Consider the following 22,845-nt stretch of genomic DNA (forward strand, 5'->3'; position numbering starts at 1 on the left):
GCTGTTATTAGTCGTTTCGCACCAGAAAGAGATTCAGTGCGGATTGTACGATCTGATCAAGCATACACTCCGGAAAGAGTAACACCAATCAGCTGCGGCCACGCCGTTGAGAATGAACAGGAGTAGAGCTATCAGCAGTTGTTTCATCGCATCCTCCCCATGGGGATTGAAAATGAGGGGGATAGCGACAACTGTTTTTTGGTAAAAAAATAGCGCCCGATTCTCCAGGCGCGAAGACCCAGTATTTATGCAATGCCAGGTTTGTTATTGCTGGTCAATGATTTCATAAGACGTGATGGCATACGCTGAACATCCCCAAATTATATTTGATGATGTCTGAGACAGGCATAAATCGCCCTGGCCAAATAATGACTGTTCTGCCGGAATATTCACTGAAATTTCTTCAATATAGCCAGTGTCAGGATCAAGGGTTCCCAGATACTGGCCTGAATGTTCGTTAAACCAGATTGCACCATTATTCATAATGACAATATCAGATGGTGGGCCATTCAGAATGCCTTCGCTGTATTGGGTATATTCCCCTGTTTCGGGAGTAAACTTACCGATTGCTCCGGCGTTATTATTATAGTAGGTGTTGGTATACCAGATGTTTCCGTCAGTATCGGTAGTTAAGGCGTTAATATTGATATCTTCATTCAATGGGGCGGGATAGTATGAGAACTCCTGAGTGTTGGGTGTAAATCGGATAAGCCCTGCTCCAGAGAGTTCGACAAACCAGATATTCCCGGCATTATCGACAGTAATATCTCCGGGATTATCAGGACTGAACGATGCTGTGAGGTATTCTGAGATTTCTCCGGTAGCAGGGTTATAGCTGATAATGCCCTGCCTGACGTTTTCGGGATCGGTTTTAATATCATAAACACGGCTGGTCAGCCAGATGAGTCCGGTCGTTTTGTCAGTAGTTATCCCTCCCAGCATTCTTGATGTCACTGTACCGGGAATGGGTATTTCGGATATTGAGCCAGATGTGGGGGCGATTTTGCCAATATGATAATTTATATTTCTCTCAGAAAAGTAAATCATCTGGTCATTGCCCAGAGTCATTTTACCAAGCTCTCCCTGCGGAGTGAAACCGCTGGTAATGGCACGGGTTGTTGAGGTTGCCACATTAAGTTGATATATCGCCCCCTCTTCTCCGCCATTAAATACAGGAAAGGTTCCGTAGATATAACCCATTCCTGAATCCTGAATGCCGAAACCATCACTACCTTCACTACAGTCATAGATTGTTGTTTTGATTGAAATAGACATATTTATTCATCCTTGTACTGTTAGTCGATATACGTTGAAGAAAATTTACCTGCTGTGGTTGGTGAGGCTTGAGCAAAAAAGCATAAAAAATAAATCAAAATGCGCCCGGTTAAACCGGGTGCAAAAATCAATATGATGTTTTAAATTTATGATATGCATCACATTCCAATCAATTATAAGATTGGGGACTTTATTGAGGGCTTCGTTCTAAACCGAAAATAGAAATAATTAAAAATTCAAATGGAGATGTGACATATTGTATCCAGTCAGAGGAGCCAAATTCAAAAAAGCCCGCTTAAGGAAACTTAAGCGGGCTTTTTGCTTTGCTGGTTCAGAGCGTTAAACGCATAAAAGGACGCAACTCTGCTTGCTTTGCGCCCTTTGAAAATAGCGTTACTCGTTGCCCCACTGATTCAGAAACATCGCTATCTCGTCGATACGTTCTTCATCAATCCCGGCTTCACTGGCCAGCTCTCGCTGCGCCTCTTCGCTGATCTCCTCGTTATTCATTAACCGGGTGATCAGCAGTTGGAAATAGCGCGCCAGGGGTTCGCGTTCGGACTCCGTTACCGGCTCCGCGCATTCGGTCGAGTACTCATCCGCGATATCATAATATTTAAGTGGTATTTCAGCGCTCATAAGCAGCCCCCCTAGATTAACGTCTTTAGTAAGTTATAGCCTGCCCCGGCAGACCTGAAAATATCCTGCTTCCCTGCGGCTTGCTGTCATCCCTGCAAGCTGGACGCCTGAAAGACTTCATGCTGGCATCAGCATTAACCCAACGCCGTAGTCTCTGCACGCCATACTGCTCATTACCACATCAAATCATCAGGGACTTTGAAATCAGCATACGGGTCGTCCTCATCCTGCGCTTCCTGGCTCAGCACGTGATTGACGACAATGCTGCTCGCATCTCGCTGGGCGATTTTATCGGCAACGCTCGCCGGGATAATGGCGTATTCACACTCTCCCTTGCCATCAACCACTAATCGCGCAATGGCGAGACGGCCGTTTATCAGCTGCGTCTGAGTGGGCTTATCCACAACAACTTTTTTGATGAGGTTATTATCGGTGAAATTAAAATCGATGTTGCCTTTTGAAATGGTAATTCTGTTCATTTCAATGAGTTGCTTAACCTGAGCTTTATACTCTTTAGATAAAGCCGCCTGTTTTTGCTGTTCGCTTAGCTGCTTATCACGCTCAAGCTGCGCTTTTTTATTCTCTTCCACGGCTTCTCGCGCCTCGCGGGCCTGAACCCGTGATTTTTTCGCCGTTCTTTGCACTTTGGCCATTTTTTTGCTGGTCACTAAGCCAGCCTTTAGCATCTGCTCTTGTAAGGTAAGTTTCGTCATTTTCGTTTCTATAACCCGCCAGTCATGGGTGAGGTTGTATTCAGGCAGTTATGCCCGGGTGCGGTAGCCGATGGGCGTATACCCTGTCCGGAACCCGGCGCAAGGCATATCAAACTTTAAGCAGTTTCACCGTGGCATCCACATCAATCTCATCTTCCGAAAAGATTAATGTCGTACCCTGGAAAGTGGTGATAGCCAGCTTTTTCAGCGAACGCATTTCACCAGGCTTAGCGGCGGTTTTCGGCTTAATGCTGTTCATTAACGCCCCGACAGAGAGCACCGCATTTTCTTTATCAATGCGCGTGCTGGCAGGCACCTCTTCGCTGAAAACCACGTAAGATTTGATAGACGTGAGCTTCAGGCGCTCGCCTGCGATATAAATATATTTGCTCTCCGGTACAACTTTCACCGCATAAGCTGACAACCCTTTATTATTGGTGGTGGGTTCGAACGTCACCGCGGCATCTTTTTTAATCAGTTCCGGATTGGCGACCTTAATCACATGAAAATAACGGTTATCGCCGTTTTCATCTTTGATAAACCCAAACCCTTTTTCTTTAAACCAGGTTGTGATCTTTCCGTTCATCGCCATTATCGCCTGCTAATCGTTTATCTACTCAGTTTTTGCAGCGCGCAGTGTAAAGCACAATGTCCGCGCAGACTACGTCTTTAGTTTACGTCTGGATGCTCAAGGAGCGATAAAGTGGAGGAGTAAAAAACCGTAAACGCGCTAGCCTGGCGTTTACAGGCGTCGGCGCAAGCGCCCTGTACAGCTGCCGACAGGTCAATAAAGCGCGCCGTTATCGCGCCTGACGTTGAGCGCCCGCAGTGTGCATCGCGTGCTGGCTACATCCCGTCGTCAGGCGCATCCCTGGTCTCATGCCGGCTTGATGTTCTGATTCATCCGAAAGAGGTTCATCGGGTCGTATTTATTTTTAAGCTCCACCAGCCGCTTCCAGGTTGTACCGTATGCGAAGACGATGCGGTCAGTCTCGTCGTGGGTGAGGAAGTTGATGTAGGCGCCGCCGCTGGCAAACGGCTGTGATTTAGCGAAGAATTCACGCGCCCAGGTGATGCAGCGCTCATCCTCGGCGGCGGTCTCCCAGCGCCCGTGCACATTCATCACATACCTGGCGTCCCGGCTTGAGTAAGCCATGGCCTCGGGCGCTACGCTGGTCGTCTTGCCGCCAACTGTGCCGATAAATATCTCACAATGCGGTGACGGCAATCTGGCCGCATATTCAATGATGGTATCGATAACGCCTTCGCTGATTTGTGAGAAGTTGTGCGACTTCCAGTAGTTGCGCGCCCCTTTTGTTAAGAGCGGATCGAACGCCTGCTGCCAGGCCGTATAGGGTTGCACGCCGATGTGTTCGCCGAGCACGGTGCCGAACCCGCGTAGCGGTGCGATGAGCTTCTCGCCTTCTTCCGGGTCGTCCGCATAGCATAGTGCGAGCGCAACCATCTCTTTCCCGTGAACCGCTTCCGGCAGGAAAGGCAGCGGAGGCGCCTTGCGCGTAACCATCCAGACATTGAGCGCTTCCGGCATCGTCTCGGTGAAACGGGCGAACTGCGAGATAACGGATTTTGCCTGCTCAAACGGAAAGACGATCAGCCCGCTCAGTACGTTCGGCCCGACGGGATGAAGCTGGAATTCGAAGCGAGTAATCACACCGAAGTTGCCGCCGCCGCCCCGCACCCCCCAAAAGAGATCGGCGTTTTCTGCTTCGCTGGCGTGCAGCTGTCTGCCATCTGCCGTAATAATCTCCACCGAGAGTAAGTTATCTATGGTCATGCCATACTTGCGGCTCAGCCAGCCGAATCCGCCGCCGAGCGTCAGGCCAGCCACGCCGGTGGTTGAATTGATGCCAAGGGGCGTGGCAAGGCCCCAGGCCTGCGCCACCGCATCGAAGTCGCCAAGGGTGCAGCCTGGCTCAACGTTTGCCCTGCGGGTGGTTGGGTCCACTTCCACGCCCTTCATCAACGACAGGTCTATCATCAGACCATCGTCGCACACGGCATTGCCCGCGATGTTATGTCCACCCCCGCGGATAGAAATGAGGAGATTTTGCGTGCGCCCAAATTCGATGGCCTGGATGATATCCTCAGGCGTCGTGCAGCGGACGATCAGCGCAGGTTTACGGTCGATCATGGCGTTCCAGATCTGGCGCACCTCGTCATAATTTGCATCTTCAGGAACAATCACCTCTCCCGTGAACTGCTTTTTGAACTCGCCGATATTTACCTCTGATAACCCGTTCATGATGCTTTCCTCTTTTGGCTTAACCCTACTAATTATGGTAGGTGGGTTAAGCCATGATAACTTTAAGGGTATTTTTGAGGCGTTTATCAACTTTGGCCGCCATCAGGCGCAACACGGGAGCACTCGTCTGCCTGAGGCTGCGTTTCGCTCAATGATTTTTAAGCGCGCATGCTGGCGACACGGCGTGAAAAAACAGGGCGCGAGCAGCGAGTGAGTAAAATAAACGTGTTCCAGCAACTGAGGAGCCAGGAGAGCGCTAATCTTAAAAGTAGCCCTCGCTTTGCAGAGCGAGGAGCGGACGGTAAATGACGCTTGCGGTGGCCTGCCAGGCAGGCTAGCCTGCTCAAACCACATGTAAATTATCTCCTTGTAACAGGTAACACCGGCATGGCTCTGATCCCAAAAAACTACTCACGGCTGGAAAGCGGCTACCGTGAGAAAGCATTAAAACTCTACCCGTGGGTATGTGGGCGCTGCTCGCGTGAGTTTGTTTACTCTAACCTGCGTGAATTAACGGTCCACCATATCGATCATGACCATACCAATAACCCGGAAGATGGCAGTAACTGGGAGTTACTGTGTCTTTATTGCCATGACCACGAACACTCGAAGTACACGGAAGCGGACCAGTACGGCACAACCGTTGTAGCGGGCGAAGACGCGCAAAAAGATGTGGCTGCGGCAACCTATAACCCCTTTGCCGATTTAAAGTCGATGCTTAATAAGAAGAAATAAAGGCAGGCGTATTTGCTTGCCATAGCCGCTTCGTGACTCACCCAAAATTAAAAGCCCCGCATCTTTTACAATGCGGGGCTTTTTTTATTTCAGACTGACCTTATCAGGCTATTCACGCCAGCCCATCGCCGGAGCGACGTGCTTCAGAATGGACTCAATCACGTGTACGTTGTAATCCACGCCCAGCTGGTTCGGCACGGTCAGCAACAGCGTATCGGCTTCGGCTATCGCCTCGTCCTGCTTCAGCTGTTCGATTAACTTATCCGGCTCAGCCGCGTAGCTGCGCCCGAAGATAGCGCGGGTTTTCTCATCCAGGTAGCCAACTTTATCGCTTTCGTCACGGCTGGCGCCGAAATAAGCACGGTCGCGGCCATCCATCAGGGCGAAAATGCTGCGGCTAACGGAGACGCGCGGCGTGCGGGTATGCCCCGCCTGCGCCCAGGCTTCGCGGTAAGCGCGGATCTGCTTCGCCTGCTGAATATGGAACGGCTCGCCGGTTTCATCATCTTTCAGAGTGGAGCTTTGCAGGTTCATGCCGAGTTTTGCTGCCCAGACCGCCGTCGCATTCGAGCCCGCCCCCCACCAGATGCGCTCGCGCAGGCCTTCCGAGTAAGGTTCCGGGCGCAAAAGCCCCGGCGGGTTCGGGAACATCGGCTGCGGGTTGGGTTTCGCAAAGCCTTCGCCGCGCAGCACATCCAGCAGCACCTCCGTGTGGCGGCGCGCCATGTCAGACTCGTTTTCCCCTTCCGCGGGCTGATAGCCAAAGTAGCGCCAGCCGTCGATCACCTGCTCCGGCGAACCGCGGCTGATGCCAAGCTGCAACCGCCCGCCGGAGATTAAATCCGCAGCGCTTGCGCTCTCCGCCATATAGAGCGGGTTTTCATAGCGCATGTCGATAACGCCGGTGCCAATCTCGATAGTGCGGGTTTTCGCGCCAATCGCCGCCAGCAGCGGGAAAGGAGACGCGAGTTGACGAGCAAAATGGTGAACCCTGAAATAAGCGCCGTCCGCGCCCAGCTCTTCAGCCGCGACGGCCAGATCGATGGATTGTAACAGCGCGTCAGCGGCCGTACGCGTTCCGGACTGCGGCGAAGGCGTCCAGTGACCAAATGACAAAAATCCGATCTTTTTCATGACCTTTTACCTTATCTTCAGGGAAATAATCGGCAGGCGGCGCGTTTCTCATAACACGTAATGAAATTCGCCTGAGGGACTGCCTTGCGTGGGGTCTACTTTACGCGTTCCCTGATACGAATAAATGCCATTTGTTTAACATAAAGCTTCAAATTAATTGACCGAGCAAGGCGTTCGCCCGATTCAAAAAGCCCGCCGGATGCAGGCTTCGCTTTGTGTATCAAACGTTTATTGCTGAACACCACTCTGCGGCAGTTGGTCGAGGCTTGTGTAGATCGTGAGCCCCAGCGACTGGCCGATGCGCACGTCGTTGTCGGCGCCGCGGGAAGCGCCATCCAGCCGCAAAATCGCGTCGCAGCGGCCAATGAGCCGGTGCGCCACCGGGTATAAATACGCTTCGCTGATTTCATCGCCAATGCGGGTTGAACCCGCGGCTTGCGCCAGCGGTAAGGCCAGCCACTCGCCGATAACCGGCACGTGGCCCTTCTGCCAGACCTCCAGCGCAGCCTGTTGCATCCGCTTCAGGTTGGCGTCGATAAGTTCGGGGCGATCGTCTGTGCCGCTTCTTACCGGGCCGGCAATCAGGATCTGCATGATTTTCATATCGTCTCCTCAAAGATGGCGCTTAAGGCAAGATGCTGGAGCAGCATGATCGTTTTCCCATCCTCAATTTCCCCGGTTCTGATAGCGTCCAGGGCGCGGGCGAAGGGCCATTCCAGCACTTCGATATCTTCCCCTTCTTCTTCCACCCCGCCGCCGTTGCTGCTGCGGTCCCGCTCCGAGTATTCGGCGATGAAAAAATAGAGTTTCTCTGTGACCGAACCCGGGCTCATATAAGCCTCAAAGACCTTTTCGACATGACTCACGCGAAAGCCAGTCTCTTCCTGCGCTTCCGCTTTGATGCGCTCTTGCGGCGAAAGGTTGTCGAGCAGGCCGGCAGCGGCCTCAATCAGCATGCCCTGGCGATCGTTAAGATAAACAGGGAAGCGAAACTGGCGCGTCAATACCACCGTTTTTTTGGCTTTGTTGTAAAGCAGGATCGCCGCGCCGTTGCCGCGGTCATAGGCTTCGCGCTCTTGCTGCTGCCAGTTGCCGTCACGGCGCAGCAGTTCGAAGCGATATTTCTTTAGCGTGTACCAGTTATCCGAGAGCAACGTCTCGTGAACATTGCGTACTTTTTGCGATTCCAGAAGCATTTTTTGCCCTCCCGTCGTGACAAAAAAGACTCTGGCATGGATAATCGTGCACAGTCAAGCAAAAACAGGAACAAAAACGCATGCTCGCCAGCCAGCGAAAAAAACGTATTCTGGATATTTTAGGCGCCGAGAAGCAGGTGCTTTCCGGGGAATTAAGCCAGCGCTTCGGCGTTTCGGAAGACTCCATCCGCCGGGATCTACGAGAGTTAGCGGCAGAAGGCTTATTGCAGCGGGTGCATGGCGGCGCGCTGCCGGTTTCCGCCGCCCTCGCCCCGTTCGAAACAAGAAAAAACGTGCAAATAGATTCAAAGCGTGCAGTTTCACGCAAAGCCGCCGCGCTGATTCAGCCAGGCCAGGTGGTGATTATCGACGGCGGCACCACGACCACAGAGATGATCAAACAGCTGCCCACCGATCTCCCTTTTACGGCAGTGACTCACAGTCCCGGCATCGCGGTCGGGCTGGTCGATTTTCCCCGGATCGACGTCATTCTTATCGGCGGCAGGCTTTACAAGCATTCCGTTGTTACCGTGGGCGCTTCGATGCTGGAATCCATTAACCGCATCAATGCCGATCTCTTTTTTATGGGGGTGACCGGCGTACACAAAAACGCGGGCTTTACGACGGGCGATTATGAAGAGGCCTCCGTTAAGCGGGCGCTGTCAGCGCGCGCGGCGGAAACAGTCGTGATGGCCTCGCAGGAAAAACTCAATTCCGCCTCCGCCTTCGCCATTGGCCCGCTCTCGCTTGCCAGCACGCTGGTAGTGGACGGGGAACTGGATGCCGAACTGAGCGCACTACTGAAAAAAGAGCGGGTTACGGTCATCTGAATGGATATCAACATCGTGGGTTTTATTCCGGCGCTGCTGCCGGTGGCGCTCTCGCCGGGGGCGAGCTTTACGCTTGCGATGAACAGCGCGCTGGCGCAGGGCCGAAAAGGTCTTCTGGTCACGCTAACGGGAACGGCGCTTGGCATTTACACCCATGCGCTGCTGATTGGCCTTGGCGTGACTTCGCTGCTGGTGGCCTCCCCCGCCCTGTTCGGCCTGCTGAAAATAGCAGGGATATTCTACCTGCTCTGGCTGGGCGCACAGCTTATCCGCAGCGGCCTGGGCGCACAGGAGCTGGCTTTCAGTAAAAACGAGAAGGTAATCACGCTAAAGGATGCCTGGCTTGCCAACGTGCTTAACCCGAAGGCGATACTCTTTTACCTGACTGTGGTGTCGCAGTTTGCTGGCCGTCAGGGCGAGGTGAGCCACTACTTAGCCCTCGCCTCGGTACATGTAGCGGTCATGGCCGTGTGGCTTATCGCGCTCAGCCTGCTGCTGATAACCTCCGCGCGCAAAATCAATACGCGAGCGCTTAAGCGAGCCATTAACATGGGCGGCGGCGCGCTGTTAATCCTGTTCGCGCTGCTTAACCTGCTTCACTAGCTTTACTTTCAGCGCTGAGGGCGGTTTCTGAGCGCACGCGCGGGTACTTCTGTAGCCATTTGCCGCTGGCCATGCGCCAGTAGAAGAGCGCGCCGCGCACCGCCCAGTCGAGGAACATACCCAGCCAGACGCCGACCACGCCCCAGCCGAGCATTATCCCCAGCACATAGCCCGCGATAACGCGACAGCCCCACATGCCGAGCATCGAAACCCACATGGCGAAACGGGCGTCGCGCGCGCCCTTGAGCCCGGCAGGCAGCACCCAGGAGGCCGCCCAGATGGGCATGAAGGCAGCGTTCAGCCAGATAAGCACCTTCACCACCTCTTTTACATCTTCCTCATGGGTGTAAAACGACGCGAGCAGCCCGGCGAACGGAGCGCTAAGCCAGGCGATGGCGGTCAGCATAATGGTGGAAAGCCAGAATACGTGGCGCAGTTGCCGCTCGGCCTGGCCTATCTGCCCTTTCCCCAGCCGCTTGCCAGTGATGATGGTGGAAGCAGAGCCAAGCGCGTTGCCCGGCAGGTTGATGAGCGAAGCGATGGAGAACGCGATAAAGTTCCCTGCAATCACATCGGTGCCCATGCCAGCCACAAACATCTGCGTCAGCAACTTGCCGCCGTTAAACAGCACCGATTCAATACTGGCGGGCAGGCCAATGCCCAGCACTTCCCAGAGAATATTGAGCTTCAGCGGCGAAAAGTAGCTTTTCAGCGTGATGCGCAGCGCCGGGTTAAAACCAATCATCAGCACATAAATAATGCCGATGGCACCGATATAGCGCGAAATGGTCAGCCCCAGCCCGGCGCCGACAAACCCCATCCCGTCCCAGGAGAAAAGCCCGTAGATGAGAAAGCTGCTGATGACGATATTGAGGATATTCATCCCGCCATTAATGAGCAGCGGAATTTTGGTATTGCCGGCGCCGCGCAGCGCGCCGCTGCCGATAAGGGCAATGGCGGCGGCAGGGTAGCTCCAGGCGGTAAGTTCAAGGTAGGTCAGCGCCAGCTCTTTCACCTGCTGCGTGGCCTCGCCCGCCACGAAATCGATGATGTATTTGCCGGAAAGATGAATCAGCGCCGCGAGCAGTATCGACACAATGGTCATTAGCACCAGCGACTGCCGGGCGGCGGCGCGGGCGCGTCGTCGGTCGCGCTTGCCGAGGCTAAAAGCGACCACTACCGTAGTGCCGAGGTCAACCGCAGCAAAGAACGAGAGCACGACCATGTTGAAGCTGTCCGCCAGCCCCACACCCGCCATCGCCTCTTTGCCAAGCCAGCTGACGAGGAAGGTGCTCAGCACGCCCATCAGCAGTACGCAGGTATTTTCCAGAAAAATAGGTACGGCGAGCGGCGTGATTTCGCGCCAGAACAGTACCCGATAACTTTTTCTTCTGACATACCAGGGGGTGCCTTTCACCGCCTGGTTCAACCTGGTCGCTAAGCTCAAGATAACCTTCACTTAAAGTTGAAACCCCATTTCAAATAATGGGTTAGTTCGTAAACAACTGCAAAGTTTTTCCGGTAAATTGCTAAAAAACAGGGGGCGCTGTGTGGTTTTAAAGCAACTGAACGCGAAGCGATGAAATCGTGTTTGACAAATTCCGCGGCGACGCTAAGATTAGCCTCCACAATTCCTCTGTAGTTCAGTCGGTAGAACGGCGGACTGTTAATCCGTATGTCACTGGTTCGAGTCCAGTCAGAGGAGCCAAATTCGAAAGCCCGCTAAACAGCGGGCTTTTTTTATAACCCGTTTGCCCCGGCAGGGTCGACGCCAATCTGCACCGGCATTCCCGATCTTCGCTCCATCGCTTCGGTTACCGCCGCCGCGTTCACGCTTCCCTCCTGCATCGCTTTTCGCAATACCGGCTGCACTGAGAGCGGTACCCGCTTGTTCGATTCAAACTCCCCCCGGTTACGCGACAACGGTTCATGCACTTCCAGCCAGCGTGAGCCGTCAGGCTCGGTGGTGAACTTCACCGGCCGGTCGATAATCTGTACGCGAGTGCCAACCGGCACATTATCAAACAGGTATTTAATATCGGCGTCGCGCAGACGAATGCAGCCCTGGCTCACCCGCAGGCCAATGCCAAAACGCGCATTCGTGCCGTGAATGGCATACAGCCTGCCGATATAAATCGCATAGCGTCCCATGGGGTTTTCCGGGCCTGGCGGCACCATCGCCGGCAGCGTCTCACCACGGCTTTCATACTCACGTCGGGTATTGGCCGTTGGCACCCAGGCGGGGGCCTCCTGCTTGCGCTCCACGCGTGTCACCCAGTTTCGCGGCGTCTCACGGCCCGCCTGGCCGATGCCGATGGGCAGCACTTCCACCGTATTGGTGTCGGGCGGATAGTAGTAAAGCCGCATCTCCGCCACGTTAATAACAATGCCTTCCCGCTTTGTATCAGGCAGGATCAGCTGCTGCGGAATGACCAGCGTTGTGCCTGCGGCAGGCAGGAAAGGATCGACGCCCGGATTCGCTTCCAGCATATTGCTCAGCCCCTGGCTGTAAGTCGCGGCGAAAGATTCTAACGGCTCGGTATTGCCCTGCGGCACCACCACGCTAAACGTGTTGCCGACCAGGCGGCTGCCTTCCGGCGGCAGCAACCAGGTGACAGCAAGCCCGGCGCGCATGGCGGCGACCATCAGCAAAACGGCAAGCAACAACACTCTGGTCATAGGTTTTCCTGTATCCGGGGGATGAGTTAAGTCATTACCCGCGCCGTCTGTTAAAGCCATCATGCCACGGTATGTTTTTGTTAACGTCAGGAAACCAAAAGACGGCTTTTGGCGAGGACAGGATAAATTTTAGCACAGGCACGGGGATAGCCTGTTTCGGGCAGCGGCAAGCGGGAAGCGCGAGGAACGCGCACTGACTGAACGCCTTTTGCGGAATGCGGCCGTAAAAAAACCGCCCGGAGGCGGTTTATTGCTTATTCGCTTTTCGGCTCGTGGGCTTTCAGTTCGCCCATCGCTTTAAGCTTTTTGGAGATCTCACGGCGCTCTTTGGAGATTTCCGCATTCTTGATGATGTAATCATCCACGCGGTCTTCATAGTCGCTTTTCATGCTGGCGATGATGCCCTGAATGGCCTCTACGCTCATACCAGGCTTAATGTAGTCGCTCAGGTTGTCGAGCAGCAGCACGCGCTTCTGGTTGTCACGGATCTTTTTCTCAACGTCCTGAATTTCGCGCTGAAGTTTGTTTTTACGACGGAACAAGCGGACAAACTCAAGCACGTCCTGGAATGAAGGTTTGCTGTTTTCCATTTTTACACCCCTGCTAATTTTGAGACTCGGATTCGTTAAACAACCGCGACCTGGTTAAACATAGCCTTTCAGGGCTGCGGATGACAATGGCTTACGCCGGATAAATACCCTGCCGGTATCATAACCTTAAACGCGGCTGAATCGAAACAACCTGCCTGCGCGCCCGCGTCGTCTGATTCTTATTTGCGCAACGCCCGGCAGATAAGCTGCGAGAGCCGCTCAAGCTGGCGCGCCAGCTCCATGCTCAACCAGACATAGCCGTGTATGGAGGTTTCCACCAGCTCGCCGTACTGTTCGTCACGCATCAGCGTACGCAGCTCCTGCACAATTTCCGCCAGCTTTTCGTTATTGGCCAGCGCGGGCGAAGGGTTGCCTTCGTGCAGCGCCTGCGACAAGGCCTCGAAGGTGCGCTGCGTCATCAACTGCACGTCGCGCAGCGTCCGGGCGTTAATCATCAGGAAATGGCTTTCGCGCGAGGCCCAGTAGGCGTTGATTTGCATCTCCAGCGTGCAGACCATATTGCGGCTGGTAGTCTGGATCGCTTCGTAAATCCCTTTCTGAATGTGCGTCTCTTTGCTGGCGGGCGTGATAAGCGCACGCATCTTTACCACGTCGCTAAGCACTTTCTGCAATGGTTTATCGAGCCGCGGCCGCTCCACCAGGTTAGGCGAAAAGCCCGCCTGGTAGATGCGGTTAAAGTCGCCTATCAGCTTCGCCATCTGGATGCGCCAGTGGATAAAGGCGCGTTGCGGCAGTACGCTGGTAAAAAGCATCGCCAGCAGCGAGCCGAAAATTACGTCGCCGCTTCGCCATAGCGCCACTTCCATATCGCCGCTCGGCGAACCCACCACCACAGAAAGCGTAATGCCTATCAGCAGCGCCTGGTAGGGGCGCTTGCCAAGGGTCAGGTAGCCGCACAGAAACATCGCCAGCGCGCACCAGATAAGCATCAGCGGCAATGAAAACAGTTCCAGCCGGAGGGCCACCAGCCCAAGCGCGGCGCCTAAAATGGTGCCGCCGATGCGCTCAAAGGCGCGGGGCACGACGTTGCCCCAGAAGGAAATAGGCCCCATCACCACCACCAGCGTGATAAGCGGCCAGGTGCCTTCCGGCACCTGAACGAGGCGCACAATCAAAAAAGTGAGGATAAAAGCCAGCGCGATGCGCACGCCATGCACAATGCGATAGTGACGATAAATGCGCACCTCGAAAGGCGTTAAAGTCTTGTCGGGACGCACACCCGTTCTCCACCTGCCAAAAGGCTAATTGTACCCGCTTTTCGCGCTTCCAGGCCATATAACCCTGTTTTTTACCGCGTTATTTGCCCTTTTTTCACCCCCTGTACTACTGTCTTCTTAGTCTAAAAAAACACACAAATACATATTTCTTAACATTTCTGACATTTCATTACAGGAGATAAACCTTTTCTTAACAATGCAAAGCGAGCTACCCTTTAAATACTTCGCTGCGTAATCATTTCACGCGGTGGTTTTTTTATGCACATCTAAGGAAGCAATAATGCGCAAGCCACAAAAAACGCTGCCTGGGGTCACCCGACGGCAGGTTCTGAAATGGTCTGGCGCGGCGCTAACCCTGGGTGCCGGTTCCGCAAAAGCAATCACGTTAACTGGTACACCCGGCTGGCAGCCGTTCGCCGATAATCCTCCCGAAACGTTCGACGCGCAGGGTTGGCTTTTCCTCACCGCTGATGAAGCGGCCACGCTTGAAGCGATAGTTGACCGCCTGATCCCGGCAGACGATCTCAGCCCCGGCGGCAAAGAGATGGGCTGCGCGGTGTTTATCGACCGTCAGCTTCACGGTTTTTATGGCAACTTCGAACGCCTGTACATGGAAGGCCCGTTTCAGGAAGGTACGCCGGAGCAAGGCGACCAGTCTGAGCTGACGCCTCGTCAGCGCTACCGCATAGGCCTCGCCGCGCTGAACAAATACACTCAGCAGCAATTTCAAAAACCCTTCCGCGAGCTTTCCGGCGACGACCAGGACAAGGTGCTGGCGGGCCTTGAGAAAGGCGATATTGAACTGGAAGGCATTGCGGGCACCCTTTTCTTCGCTCAGGTGCTCAGCAACACCACCGAAGGTTTCTTCGCCGACCCGGTCTATGGCGGCAACCGCGACATGGCGGCCTGGAAAATGCTCGGTTTTCCCGGCGCGCGCTACGACTACCGCGATTTCATTGAGAAACACAACGTAGAACTGAAATTCCCGCCGGTCAGCATTCAGGGCGGACCTCAATGGAACAAAAAGGCATAAAACATGGCGAAGAAATTACCTAAAACCGACGTGGTCGTGGTGGGCCTCGGTTGGGCGGGCTCTATCATCGCAAAAGAGCTTGCCGACGAAGGTCTTAACGTGGTCGGCATTGAACGCGGCCCGTGGCGCGACACCGCGCGCGACTTCAATATCAACACCGTCCCGGACGAATTACGCTACGTGCAGCGCCAGGAGCTGATGCTGCGCACCCGGCAAAACACCTGCACCATGCGCAACAATCCGTCGCAGACGGCGCTGCCGATGCGCAGTTGGGGCTCTTTCCACCCGGGCAACGGCACCGGCGGCGCGGGCAACCACTGGGCGGGCATCACCTTCCGCTTCCAGCCGGAAGAGTTTCGCTTAAAAAGCCACCTGCTTGAGCGCTACGGCAGTATTCCTGACGAGCTGGTGCTGCAGGACTGGGGCACCACCTGGGAGGAGATGGAGCCTCACTACATGGCGTTTGAGCGCGTGGCGGGCACCTCCGGCAAAGCGGGCGTGCTGAACGGCCAGCGCCAGGAAGGCGGCAACCCGTTCGAAGGCACCCGCAGCGGCGAATACCCTACGCCGCCGCTGCGCCAGCCCTACGGCCCGGTGCTGTTCGCCGACGCGGCGAAGAACATGGGGTATACCCCTTTCCCGGTGCCTTCTTCGCTGGTCTCAGAGGCTTACACCAACCAGTATGGCGTGACCATGGGCCCCTGCACCTTCTGTGGTTTCTGCACCAACTACGGCTGCGCCAACTACTCCAAAGCCAGCGCCATCGTCAACGTGCTCCCTGCGCTGCTGCGCCAGGAGAACTTTGAAGCGCGTACCTTCTGCGAAGTGTTGCAGGTCAATACCGACAACACCGGCAAGCAGGTGACGGGCGTAACCTATATCGACTCCTCCGGCGACGAGTGGGAGCAACCGGCTGACCTGGTTATCGTTGCGGCGTTTACCTTTGAAAACGTTCGCCTGATGCTGCTTTCCGGCATCGGCAAGCCTTACGATCCGGTGACCAACTCCGGCACCACCGGGCGTAACTATGCCTACCAGACCGCCAACGGCGTGACACTCTTCTTTGATGATAAGAAGTTCAACCCGTTCATCGGCGCGGGCGCGGTGGGCATGGGCATCGACGACTTCAATAACGATAACTTCGACCACAGCGGCCTTGGCTTCTTCGGCGGCGGCAGCATCCGCGTAACGCCAATCGGCGGCGCGCCGATTAACTATCACCCGACACCGCCGGGCTCGCCGAAATGGGGCAAAGGCTGGAAAGAGGCGATGGTGAAAAACTACCAGAGCACCATGTCGATTGGCTGCGAGGCGAGCAGTTACACCACGCGCACCAACTATCTGTCGCTCGACCCGAACTACAAAGATCATCTGGGGCGTCCGCTGCTGCGCATCACCTTCGATTTCCCGGAAAACGACTTGAAAATGGCGCAGTACTGCACCGGCAAAGTGGCGGAAATCGCCAAAGCGATGGGGCCGCGCGAGATAGTCGCCAAGCCGACTACCGGCCACTGGAACAGCGTGCCGTACCAGTCTTCCCACGTGGTGGGCGGCTTTATCATGGGCGCCGATCCTTCCACCAGCTCAGTGAACAAGCATCTCCAGGTATGGGATGTGCCGAACCTGTTTGTGGTGGGCGCTTCCGCCTTCCCGCAAAACCCGGGCTACAACCCGACCGGCACCGTGGGCGCGCTGGCGTTTAAAGCGGCGCACGCCATCCGCAACTTCTACCTGAAAAACCCGGGGGAGATGATAAGCGTATGAAACGACTAGCTGCTTTATCGCTTCTCGCTCTCGGTCTCGCGTCGTTTGGCGCGCAGGCGCAGCCGGAGTTCGAGCAGGTTGAAAAAGGGCGCTATCTGGCGACCGTGGGCGACTGTACGGCCTGCCATACCAGCGATCCGCAAAAACCGTTCGCAGGCGGTGTGGAAATCAGCACCCCGTTCGGCAAGCTGGTGGGGGCCAACATCACACCGGACAGCGAAACCGGCATCGGCAACTGGACTTACGATGACTTTAAGCGCGCCATGTCCGAAGGGATCGGCCACGGCGGCAAGCGGCTCTACGGCGCGATGCCGTTTACCGCTTACACCAAAGTCACCGATGAGGATAACCGCGCTATCTGGGCGTACCTGCAAACGCTGGAGCCCATCCATAACCCGGTGGAAACCAACCAACTGCCCTTCCCGTTCAACATCCGCACCAGCCTGATTGGCTGGAACTGGCTGAACTTCGACAGGGGCGTTTACCAGCCGGATATGTCGAAATCCGCTGAGTGGAACCGCGGCGCCTATCTGGTGCAGGGCCTTGGTCACTGCGGCACCTGCCATACGCCGAAAAACATGATAGGCGGCGATAAGAACGACAACTTCCTGCAGGGAACGGAGATAGAAAACTGGTGGGCGCCGAATATTACCGCCGCCAATCACCAGGGCATTGGCCGCTGGAGCGAGCAGGATATCAAGGATTACCTGCGCACCGGCGTAAACCGCTACGACATCGCCTCCGGGCCGATGGCCGAGCAGGTGAAAAACTCTTCCCAATACTGGAAAGAGGAAGACCTGCAGGCGGTGGCGGTCTATCTGAAATCGCTCGGCGTGAAAGATGAGAAGGTGCCGGCGCCGCTTAAAGGCGACGACAAGCAGATGATTGCAGGGCGCCACATCTACTTCGACCGCTGCTCCGCCTGCCATGGCTCGTCGGGCAAGGGCGAGAAGAACATCTTCCCGCAGCTGGCGAACAACGCGCTGGTCAATGCCTCTGAGCCGGTTTCGCTGGCGCACGTGGTGCTGGCGGGCAGCCGCGGCGTGGATACCGACGCGCGCCCAACCGCACCGGCGATGCCGGCTTTCGCGAGCATCATGACCGATGAAGAGATAGCGACCGTTCTGACCTATATCCGCAATAGCTGGGGCAACTCGGCGCCGGCGGTTAGCGCAGACGATGTGAAGAAAATGCGCGAACGCTTAACGCCGTAAGGCGTGATGATGCGCAGAAAAACAGAGGCCACCCCCGGGGTGGCCTTTTTACTGGCTAAACGCCTTATTCCGTGGCGTTCGGCCCGACAGGAATATACATGGCGATATCCCAGTGGCCATCGGCCTGCCCATCATTGAGGTAGATTTCAAAGCAGGGTTTATCCGCCACCCGATTTATACCGTCGTGGTGCAGCTTAACGAAAAATTCATCCCAGGCGGAGGCGAAATCCTGGTTCACCACTTTGGTTTTCGCCACCGCATACTCGCCGCCCGGCAGCTTCGTCAGGATCACGCCTTCGCTGTTCTCCGGCAGGCTGAAGCCCTCCGGCACAGAAACGACAACATCCGCCCGCAGCTTCTCCGGGGGCACTTTTTCCGGATTATCGTAATAAACGGCGATCCATTCATTAGGCTGGATAGCTTTATTATCCACCCACATCGTTAGCTGCTCGAACCCCTGCGGCACCGTTTGCTCCCAGGGGCCAACCAGATGAAAGCCTGCGATAGCGCGCTCGGGTACGTGCTCAATGGTGTAGTTCATGCTCTCTCCTCACGGTTTAAATAACCGAGTATAGATAGTTCTCACCAACAAGCCGTGCGATAGCGCGCAAGCGCGCCTTACAGTTTTTGATGCAGGTAGTCGCTAAGACGCGAGAACATGCCGCCCTTTTCAACGTTATCCAGGGTAACCAGCGGCCAGTGCGCCACCACTTTATCGCGGTCATAAAGCTGAATTTCGCCAATGCGCGTGTTGGCCGCCAGCGGCGCGTCCAGCTCCGGTTTTTCCAGCACGTAGCGCGCTTTGATATTCGCCACTTCCGCCTTCGGCAGCGTCAGCCAGAAATCCTGATCGGTGCCGACGTTCACCTGCTCTTTATCGCCGTACCAGACTCGCTCGGTTCCCACCTTTTTGCCTTTATGCAGGATCTGCACAGTGTCGAAATTCTGCTGGCCCCAGTGCAACAGCTTGCGCGCCTGATCTTCGCGCCCTTTCGGGCTTTCGGCGCCCATGACCACCGCAATCAGGCGGCGGTTGCCGTCAACGCTTGAGGCAATGAGGTTAAAACCGGCGCCGGAAGTATGGCCGGTTTTCAGCCCGTCCACGTTCAGGCTCTTATCCCACAACAGACCGTTGCGGTTCTGCTGGGTGATGCCGTTCCAGGTCAGGCTTTTCTCGCTGTACATATGGTAGAACGACGGCTCGCCGTGAATAATGGCGCGGGAAAGCACCGCCAGGTCATACGCCGAGCTGTGCTGGCCGGGAGCGTCGAGGCCGTGCACCGTTTCGAAATGCGTATCCGCCAGATGCAGCTTTTGCGCGTAATTGTTCATCATGGCGACAAACTGTTGCTCGCCGCCCGCCACATAATCCGCCAGCGCCACGCAGGCGTCGTTGCCGGAATCGACAATCAGCCCACGGCTCAGATCGCGTACCGTCACGCGATCGCCTGCTTTTAGAAACATCAGCGAAGAGCCTTCAAACACCGGGTTGTCTTTTGCCCAGGCGTCGCGCCCTACGGTCACGATGTCGTCGGCGGTAATACGGTGGCTGTCAATGGCGCGATCCACGACATAGCCGGTCATCAGTTTGGTAAGGCTGGCCGGGTTGCGCTGCTGGTGCTCGTTATTCGCCGTAAGAATTTGGCCCGTGGTGTAATCCATCAATACCCAGGCGCCCGCCTGAATGGGTGGCGGCACCGGCGAACCGCTTATTGGGGTATCCGCAAAAGCGGGGCACGCAAGAAAAACGAACAAAGAAGCGGCAAATAAAGGGCGAAGTTTCAACAGCATATCCTCAATGACATATTTTTCGTCGCCTGTTTTACGGGAGTTCTTATTTCGTTGCGCGGGCAAATTGCAAGGAAATATTTCTCAAAATCTGTACGCCGCTATTTCCATTGATTTGCGGTAATTCTGATAATCAGACATTCTCATGCTGTTCCGATTGCCCTGAATGCTTTTTTCCTGGTTTCATGCATCCTTATTTTAACCAGAGGAAAAACGTTATGGCGCAGGGCAAAAACTGGTCGCCGGAGCTGGAGGGGCTACGGGGCATCGCCTCGCTGTGGGTGCTTTTTGGGCATATTTGTCTGCTGGTGCAGTGCCGTATTCCGCTGCTTTACGACCCGGGTATGGGGGTTGATCTGTTTATTTTGCTGTCGGGCTATCTGATGGCGAAAAATTATCAGGATCGGCGTGAAAAAGCGCCGTGGAATAGCCTGACGACCATCCGGGAGTTCTGGCTACGACGCTTTTTCAGGATCGCTCCGCTCTATTATTTGTTACTTATCGTCGCGCTTATTTTCGGCGGCCTGTTTGGCGAGTGTCGTGATATTATCGCCAGCGCCTGGATTTCCACCCAGACCGACGCCAGCCGTTACGCCGATCATTCATTCCTTAATATCCTTACCCACCTGAGCTTTATTTTCGGCGCATTGCCGGACTATTCCTTCCGTACCGTGCTGCCGGACTGGAGCATTGGTCTGGAGATGCAGTTCTACGTCCTGTTTCCGTTTATCATGCTGATGGTTATGCGCTGGGGTTTTATGCTCAGCGCGTTGGTAGTCATGGTGGTTTGCCTCGCGGCGCGCTTTTTGCTGGCGGATTACTTCGACGCGTTCCCGATGCCGTCGATGATTTTAATTAAGCTGCCGCTGTTTCTGGCGGGCATGGTGATGGCGCAGGCGGTGCGCGAAAGCAACCTGCGGCTCTGGCTGGTGGCGCTCCTCGCCCCGCTTTGCGCCGCCTGGATGGGCATTGCGGTTACGCCGGTGCGGCTGGCAGCGCAGTGGGTGATGATAATCGGCATGACGGCGCTGCTATGGCAGGCGGCGGAAGGCTCGCGCCTTGAGCGCGCCATGCGCCTGCCAAAGCGCCTGCTGACGCTGCGGATAAGCCAGTTCCTGGGCGATGTCTCCTATTCCGTTTACCTTTTGCATTTGATGATTGTCATCCCGACTATCGCGCTGCTGGTGAACTACAGCAATTTTGAGCATCTCCCCTCGCCCGTACGCATGCTGATGGTGGCGGCGCTCTGCACGCCTGTGGTTTACCTGTGCGCCTGGGGGCTGTTCCACCGGGTGGAAAAACCGGGCATTGCGCTCGGCAGGCGCGTTATTACCGGCAAGAATGTCCGGCCGGAGCAGGTTTTACCCTGATAAAAGGGCGCTTCGGCGCCCTTTTTCTTCTGCTTGTCGGGGGGATGGTTTACCATTAAAGACAGTGTATTACTGACTGGAAAAATCCCCGTGTCTGAGCCTTCGGCGCAACCCACTTTTCTGTTTCATGATTATGAAACCTTCGGCACCAGCCCGTCGCTGGACCGGCCTGCCCAGTTCGCCGCCCTGCGAACCGACGAAAATTTCAACGCGCTTGGCGAACCCGAGGTGTTCTACTGTAAACCGGCCGACGACTACCTGCCGCAGCCTGAAGCGGTGCTGATAACCGGCATTACGCCGCAGGAAGCGCTGGCGAAAGGCGAGAACGAAGCGGAATTCGCCCGGCGCATCCACGCCCTCTTCACCGTGCCGAAAACCTGCGTGGTGGGCTATAACAATGTCCGCTTTGATGATGAAGTGACGCGCAATATTTTCTATCGCAACTTCTACGACCCTTACGCCTGGAGCTGGCAGAACGATAACTCCCGCTGGGATTTGCTCGACGTCATGCGCGCCTGCTACGCGCTGCGCCCGGAAGGGATTGTCTGGCCGGAGAACAACGACGGGCTGCCGAGTTTCCGCCTGGAGCACCTTACCGCCGCCAATGGCATTGAGCACAGCAATGCGCATGACGCGATGGCGGACGTTCACGCCACCATCGCCATGGCGCAACTGGTGAAAACCCGCCAGCCGCGGCTGTTTGAGTATCTTTACAGCTATCGAAGCAAGCAGAAGCTGATGACGCTTATCGATATTCCGCAGATGAAACCGCTGGTGCATGTCTCCGGCATGTTCGGCGCCTGGCGTGGCAACACCAGCTGGATTGCGCCGCTCGCCTGGCACCCGGAAAACCGGAACGCGGTAATTGTGGCGGATCTGGCGGGCGATATTAGTCCGTTGCTGGAGCTCGACCACGACGCGCTGCGCGAGCGGCTCTATACGCCAAAAGCCAGCCTTGGCGACGACCCGGCGGCGCCCATTAAGCTGATTCATCTGAATAAATGCCCGGTGCTGGCCCAGGCGAACACGCTGCGCCCGGAAGACGCGGAGCGTTTAGGCATCGACCGCCAGCAGTGTCTGGCGAACCTGAAGCTGCTGCGAGAAGCCCCGCAGGTGCGGGAAAAAGTGGTCGCGCTGTTTGCCGAAGCGCCGCCTTTTCCGCCGAGCGATAACGTCGATGCGAAGCTTTATGACGGCTTTTTCAGCGACGCCGACCGCGCGGGCATGCGCATCATCCTGCAAACGCCGCCGCAGAATCTGCCGGCGCTGGATATCACGTTTGCCGACAAGCGCATTGAGAAATTGCTGTTTAACTTCCGCGCCCGTAATTTCCCGGGCACGCTGGATGAAGCCGAGCAGCAACGCTGGCTGCAGTACCGCCGCGACCGCTTCACACCTGAATTCCTGCAGGCCTATGCCCAGGAGCTGGAGATGCTCTACAACCAGTACGAAGGGGATAAAGAGAAAATCGCGCTGATTAAGGCGCTGTATCAGTACGCGCAGGAAATCGTGGGCTGAGGTGACGCGCGTTGCGCTTCGCTTGCCTGCGTTACGCGGTTTGGTATTTTCACACGCGGGTGAGCACAGCGCCGCCCGCCTGGGCAAAGAAGGGCCTCTCCCGCCGGGTTTTTCTCTCATGCTGGCCCACATACAAAAAAGGCTCCCGCAGGAGCTTTTTTTAACGCTTCAACATAATGAAATAAAAGGATTTATTTCAGGTGGCGTCCACATATTGACCACATCGTATAAAAAGCCCCGTGAATGCGGGGCATTTGTTTGAA

The 22,845-nt window shown here is 55.5% G+C and carries 23 protein-coding genes and 1 tRNA gene; 10 read left to right on the forward strand and 14 right to left on the reverse strand.

Annotated elements, in window-relative coordinates; all coding sequences use genetic code 11:
- Positions 1-264: 264 nt before the first annotated feature.
- From MT962_RS17745 to MT962_RS17765, 5 genes are all read right to left on the reverse strand, one after another.
- Positions 265-1,275 carry a hypothetical protein gene (locus tag MT962_RS17745; RefSeq protein WP_247366147.1) on the reverse strand — a complete coding sequence of 337 codons (1,011 nt, stop codon included), beginning with the start codon at positions 1,273-1,275 and terminating at the stop codon, positions 265-267.
- A gap of 393 nt (positions 1,276-1,668) precedes the next feature.
- On the reverse strand, positions 1,669-1,914 hold the full coding sequence (locus MT962_RS17750) for a DUF2543 family protein (protein ID WP_024560622.1): 246 nt from the start codon (positions 1,912-1,914) through the stop codon (positions 1,669-1,671).
- Between the two features lie 173 nt (positions 1,915-2,087).
- Positions 2,088-2,627, reverse strand: coding sequence for a DUF2058 domain-containing protein (locus tag MT962_RS17755; RefSeq protein ID WP_024560621.1), 540 nt, complete (start codon positions 2,625-2,627; stop codon positions 2,088-2,090).
- A gap of 109 nt (positions 2,628-2,736) precedes the next feature.
- Entirely contained in the window at positions 2,737-3,219 is a 483-nt protein-coding gene (locus tag MT962_RS17760) for a cold shock domain-containing protein (protein ID WP_024558621.1), read from the reverse strand.
- A gap of 285 nt (positions 3,220-3,504) precedes the next feature.
- On the reverse strand, positions 3,505-4,890 hold the full coding sequence (locus MT962_RS17765; RefSeq protein ID WP_247366148.1) for an FAD-binding oxidoreductase: 1,386 nt from the start codon (positions 4,888-4,890) through the stop codon (positions 3,505-3,507).
- A 387-nt stretch (positions 4,891-5,277) separates the two neighbouring features.
- Here MT962_RS17765 and yajD point away from each other — a divergent pair, with 387 nt between their 5' ends.
- Entirely contained in the window at positions 5,278-5,625 is a 348-nt protein-coding gene (yajD, locus tag MT962_RS17770; RefSeq protein ID WP_024558618.1) for an HNH nuclease YajD, read from the forward strand.
- Positions 5,626-5,733: 108 nt separating this feature from the next.
- Here the strand turns inward: yajD and MT962_RS17775 are convergent, their stop codons facing one another.
- The 3 genes from MT962_RS17775 to MT962_RS17785 all read right to left on the reverse strand — a co-directional run bounded on the left by MT962_RS17775 (position 5,734) and on the right by MT962_RS17785 (position 7,955).
- A complete protein-coding gene (locus tag MT962_RS17775; RefSeq protein WP_024558617.1) occupies positions 5,734-6,759 on the reverse strand; it encodes an LLM class flavin-dependent oxidoreductase in 1,026 nt (341 codons plus the stop codon).
- A gap of 228 nt (positions 6,760-6,987) precedes the next feature.
- Complete coding sequence (locus MT962_RS17780; protein WP_024558616.1) at positions 6,988-7,362, reverse strand: NUDIX hydrolase; 375 nt, start codon at positions 7,360-7,362, stop codon at positions 6,988-6,990.
- On the reverse strand, positions 7,359-7,955 hold the full coding sequence (locus MT962_RS17785; protein WP_024558615.1) for an NUDIX domain-containing protein: 597 nt from the start codon (positions 7,953-7,955) through the stop codon (positions 7,359-7,361). The genes MT962_RS17780 and MT962_RS17785 overlap by 4 nt, the downstream gene beginning before the upstream one ends.
- A gap of 80 nt (positions 7,956-8,035) precedes the next feature.
- On the opposite strand from MT962_RS17785, the gene MT962_RS17790 reads away from it, so the two are divergent.
- Together MT962_RS17790 and MT962_RS17795 are read left to right on the forward strand one after the other, a co-directional pair.
- Complete coding sequence (locus MT962_RS17790; protein WP_247366149.1) at positions 8,036-8,785, forward strand: DeoR/GlpR family DNA-binding transcription regulator; 750 nt, start codon at positions 8,036-8,038, stop codon at positions 8,783-8,785.
- Positions 8,786-9,388 (forward strand): LysE family translocator, encoded by a 603-nt coding sequence (locus MT962_RS17795; RefSeq protein ID WP_048888080.1) that lies wholly within the window; start codon positions 8,786-8,788, stop codon positions 9,386-9,388.
- Here the strand turns inward: MT962_RS17795 and MT962_RS17800 are convergent.
- Positions 9,372-10,847 carry an EmmdR/YeeO family multidrug/toxin efflux MATE transporter gene (locus MT962_RS17800; protein ID WP_229701872.1) on the reverse strand — a complete coding sequence of 492 codons (1,476 nt, stop codon included), beginning with the start codon at positions 10,845-10,847 and terminating at the stop codon, positions 9,372-9,374. The two genes, MT962_RS17795 and MT962_RS17800, sit on opposite strands and share 17 nt — an antisense overlap.
- Positions 10,848-11,020: 173 nt before the next feature.
- On the opposite strand from MT962_RS17800, the gene MT962_RS17805 reads away from it, so the two are divergent.
- Positions 11,021-11,096, forward strand: a tRNA-Asn gene (locus MT962_RS17805).
- A gap of 32 nt (positions 11,097-11,128) precedes the next feature.
- Here MT962_RS17805 and ldtA read toward each other — a convergent pair.
- The 3 genes from ldtA to MT962_RS17820 form a co-directional block, all read right to left on the reverse strand.
- Positions 11,129-12,067, reverse strand: coding sequence for a L,D-transpeptidase (gene ldtA / locus MT962_RS17810; protein ID WP_247366150.1), 939 nt, complete (start codon positions 12,065-12,067; stop codon positions 11,129-11,131).
- Between the two features lie 254 nt (positions 12,068-12,321).
- Complete coding sequence (locus tag MT962_RS17815) at positions 12,322-12,657, reverse strand: DUF496 family protein (protein WP_024558610.1); 336 nt, start codon at positions 12,655-12,657, stop codon at positions 12,322-12,324.
- Positions 12,658-12,836: 179 nt separating this feature from the next.
- The gene (locus tag MT962_RS17820; RefSeq protein ID WP_028019730.1) at positions 12,837-13,895 is read right to left on the reverse strand and encodes an FUSC family protein; all 1,059 of its coding nucleotides are present in this window, start codon (positions 13,893-13,895) and stop codon (positions 12,837-12,839) included.
- A gap of 280 nt (positions 13,896-14,175) precedes the next feature.
- Between MT962_RS17820 and MT962_RS17825 the strand changes: the two genes are divergently transcribed.
- From MT962_RS17825 to MT962_RS17835, 3 genes are read left to right on the forward strand one after another with little or no spacing between them, the layout of a single operon-like run.
- Entirely contained in the window at positions 14,176-14,928 is a 753-nt protein-coding gene (locus MT962_RS17825) for a gluconate 2-dehydrogenase subunit 3 family protein (protein WP_024558936.1), read from the forward strand.
- Positions 14,929-14,931: 3 nt separating this feature from the next.
- Positions 14,932-16,692, forward strand: coding sequence for a GMC family oxidoreductase (locus MT962_RS17830; protein ID WP_024558935.1), 1,761 nt, complete (start codon positions 14,932-14,934; stop codon positions 16,690-16,692).
- A complete protein-coding gene (locus tag MT962_RS17835) occupies positions 16,689-17,906 on the forward strand; it encodes a cytochrome c (protein ID WP_247366151.1) in 1,218 nt (405 codons plus the stop codon). The genes MT962_RS17830 and MT962_RS17835 overlap by 4 nt, the downstream gene beginning before the upstream one ends.
- A gap of 64 nt (positions 17,907-17,970) precedes the next feature.
- Here MT962_RS17835 and sbmC read toward each other — a convergent pair whose 3' ends face one another.
- Both sbmC and dacD read right to left on the reverse strand, forming a co-directional pair.
- On the reverse strand, positions 17,971-18,447 hold the full coding sequence (gene sbmC / locus MT962_RS17840; protein WP_024558933.1) for a DNA gyrase inhibitor SbmC: 477 nt from the start codon (positions 18,445-18,447) through the stop codon (positions 17,971-17,973).
- A gap of 77 nt (positions 18,448-18,524) precedes the next feature.
- On the reverse strand, positions 18,525-19,697 hold the full coding sequence (gene dacD / locus MT962_RS17845; RefSeq protein ID WP_188724274.1) for a serine-type D-Ala-D-Ala carboxypeptidase DacD: 1,173 nt from the start codon (positions 19,695-19,697) through the stop codon (positions 18,525-18,527).
- Between dacD and MT962_RS17850 the strand changes: the two genes are divergently transcribed.
- The 3 genes from MT962_RS17850 to sbcB all read left to right on the forward strand — a co-directional run bounded on the left by MT962_RS17850 (position 19,591) and on the right by sbcB (position 22,582).
- Positions 19,591-19,818, forward strand: a complete 228-nt coding sequence (locus MT962_RS17850) for a hypothetical protein (RefSeq protein ID WP_247366256.1) — start codon at positions 19,591-19,593, stop codon at positions 19,816-19,818. The genes dacD and MT962_RS17850 overlap by 107 nt on opposite strands.
- 94 nt (positions 19,819-19,912) lie before the next feature.
- On the forward strand, positions 19,913-21,064 hold the full coding sequence (locus tag MT962_RS17855; protein ID WP_024558931.1) for an acyltransferase: 1,152 nt from the start codon (positions 19,913-19,915) through the stop codon (positions 21,062-21,064).
- Positions 21,065-21,154: 90 nt separating this feature from the next.
- A complete protein-coding gene (gene sbcB, locus MT962_RS17860; RefSeq protein WP_247366152.1) occupies positions 21,155-22,582 on the forward strand; it encodes an exodeoxyribonuclease I in 1,428 nt (475 codons plus the stop codon).
- Positions 22,583-22,845: the final 263 nt, after the last annotated feature.

The sequence above is a fragment of the Franconibacter sp. IITDAS19 genome, from assembly GCF_023079515.1.
Classification (GTDB): domain Bacteria; phylum Pseudomonadota; class Gammaproteobacteria; order Enterobacterales; family Enterobacteriaceae; genus Franconibacter; species Franconibacter pulveris.

Excerpts from the sequence above, each read along its gene's own strand:
- ldtA (WP_247366150.1), bottom strand. The coding sequence starts at position 12,067 with ATGACCAGAGTGTTGTTGCTTGCCGTTTTGCTGATGGTCGCCGCCATG.
- MT962_RS17780 (WP_024558616.1), bottom strand. The coding sequence starts at position 7,362 with ATGAAAATCATGCAGATCCTGATTGCCGGCCCGGTAAGAAGCGGCACA.
- MT962_RS17835 (WP_247366151.1), top strand. The coding sequence starts at position 16,689 with ATGAAACGACTAGCTGCTTTATCGCTTCTCGCTCTCGGTCTCGCGTCG.
- MT962_RS17760 (WP_024558621.1), bottom strand. The coding sequence starts at position 3,219 with ATGGCGATGAACGGAAAGATCACAACCTGGTTTAAAGAAAAAGGGTTT.
- MT962_RS17795 (WP_048888080.1), top strand. The coding sequence starts at position 8,786 with ATGGATATCAACATCGTGGGTTTTATTCCGGCGCTGCTGCCGGTGGCG.
- MT962_RS17790 (WP_247366149.1), top strand. The coding sequence starts at position 8,036 with ATGCTCGCCAGCCAGCGAAAAAAACGTATTCTGGATATTTTAGGCGCC.
- MT962_RS17830 (WP_024558935.1), top strand. The coding sequence starts at position 14,932 with ATGGCGAAGAAATTACCTAAAACCGACGTGGTCGTGGTGGGCCTCGGT.
- MT962_RS17750 (WP_024560622.1), bottom strand. The coding sequence starts at position 1,914 with ATGAGCGCTGAAATACCACTTAAATATTATGATATCGCGGATGAGTAC.
- MT962_RS17815 (WP_024558610.1), bottom strand. The coding sequence starts at position 12,657 with ATGGAAAACAGCAAACCTTCATTCCAGGACGTGCTTGAGTTTGTCCGC.
- MT962_RS17825 (WP_024558936.1), top strand. The coding sequence starts at position 14,176 with ATGCGCAAGCCACAAAAAACGCTGCCTGGGGTCACCCGACGGCAGGTT.
- MT962_RS17745 (WP_247366147.1), bottom strand. The coding sequence starts at position 1,275 with ATGTCTATTTCAATCAAAACAACAATCTATGACTGTAGTGAAGGTAGT.
- MT962_RS17785 (WP_024558615.1), bottom strand. The coding sequence starts at position 7,955 with ATGCTTCTGGAATCGCAAAAAGTACGCAATGTTCACGAGACGTTGCTC.
- yajD (WP_024558618.1), top strand. The coding sequence starts at position 5,278 with ATGGCTCTGATCCCAAAAAACTACTCACGGCTGGAAAGCGGCTACCGT.
- sbmC (WP_024558933.1), bottom strand. The coding sequence starts at position 18,447 with ATGAACTACACCATTGAGCACGTACCCGAGCGCGCTATCGCAGGCTTT.
- MT962_RS17765 (WP_247366148.1), bottom strand. The coding sequence starts at position 4,890 with ATGAACGGGTTATCAGAGGTAAATATCGGCGAGTTCAAAAAGCAGTTC.
- MT962_RS17855 (WP_024558931.1), top strand. The coding sequence starts at position 19,913 with ATGGCGCAGGGCAAAAACTGGTCGCCGGAGCTGGAGGGGCTACGGGGC.
- MT962_RS17755 (WP_024560621.1), bottom strand. The coding sequence starts at position 2,627 with ATGACGAAACTTACCTTACAAGAGCAGATGCTAAAGGCTGGCTTAGTG.
- MT962_RS17850 (WP_247366256.1), top strand. The coding sequence starts at position 19,591 with ATGGGTGGCGGCACCGGCGAACCGCTTATTGGGGTATCCGCAAAAGCG.
- dacD (WP_188724274.1), bottom strand. The coding sequence starts at position 19,697 with ATGCTGTTGAAACTTCGCCCTTTATTTGCCGCTTCTTTGTTCGTTTTT.
- MT962_RS17775 (WP_024558617.1), bottom strand. The coding sequence starts at position 6,759 with ATGAAAAAGATCGGATTTTTGTCATTTGGTCACTGGACGCCTTCGCCG.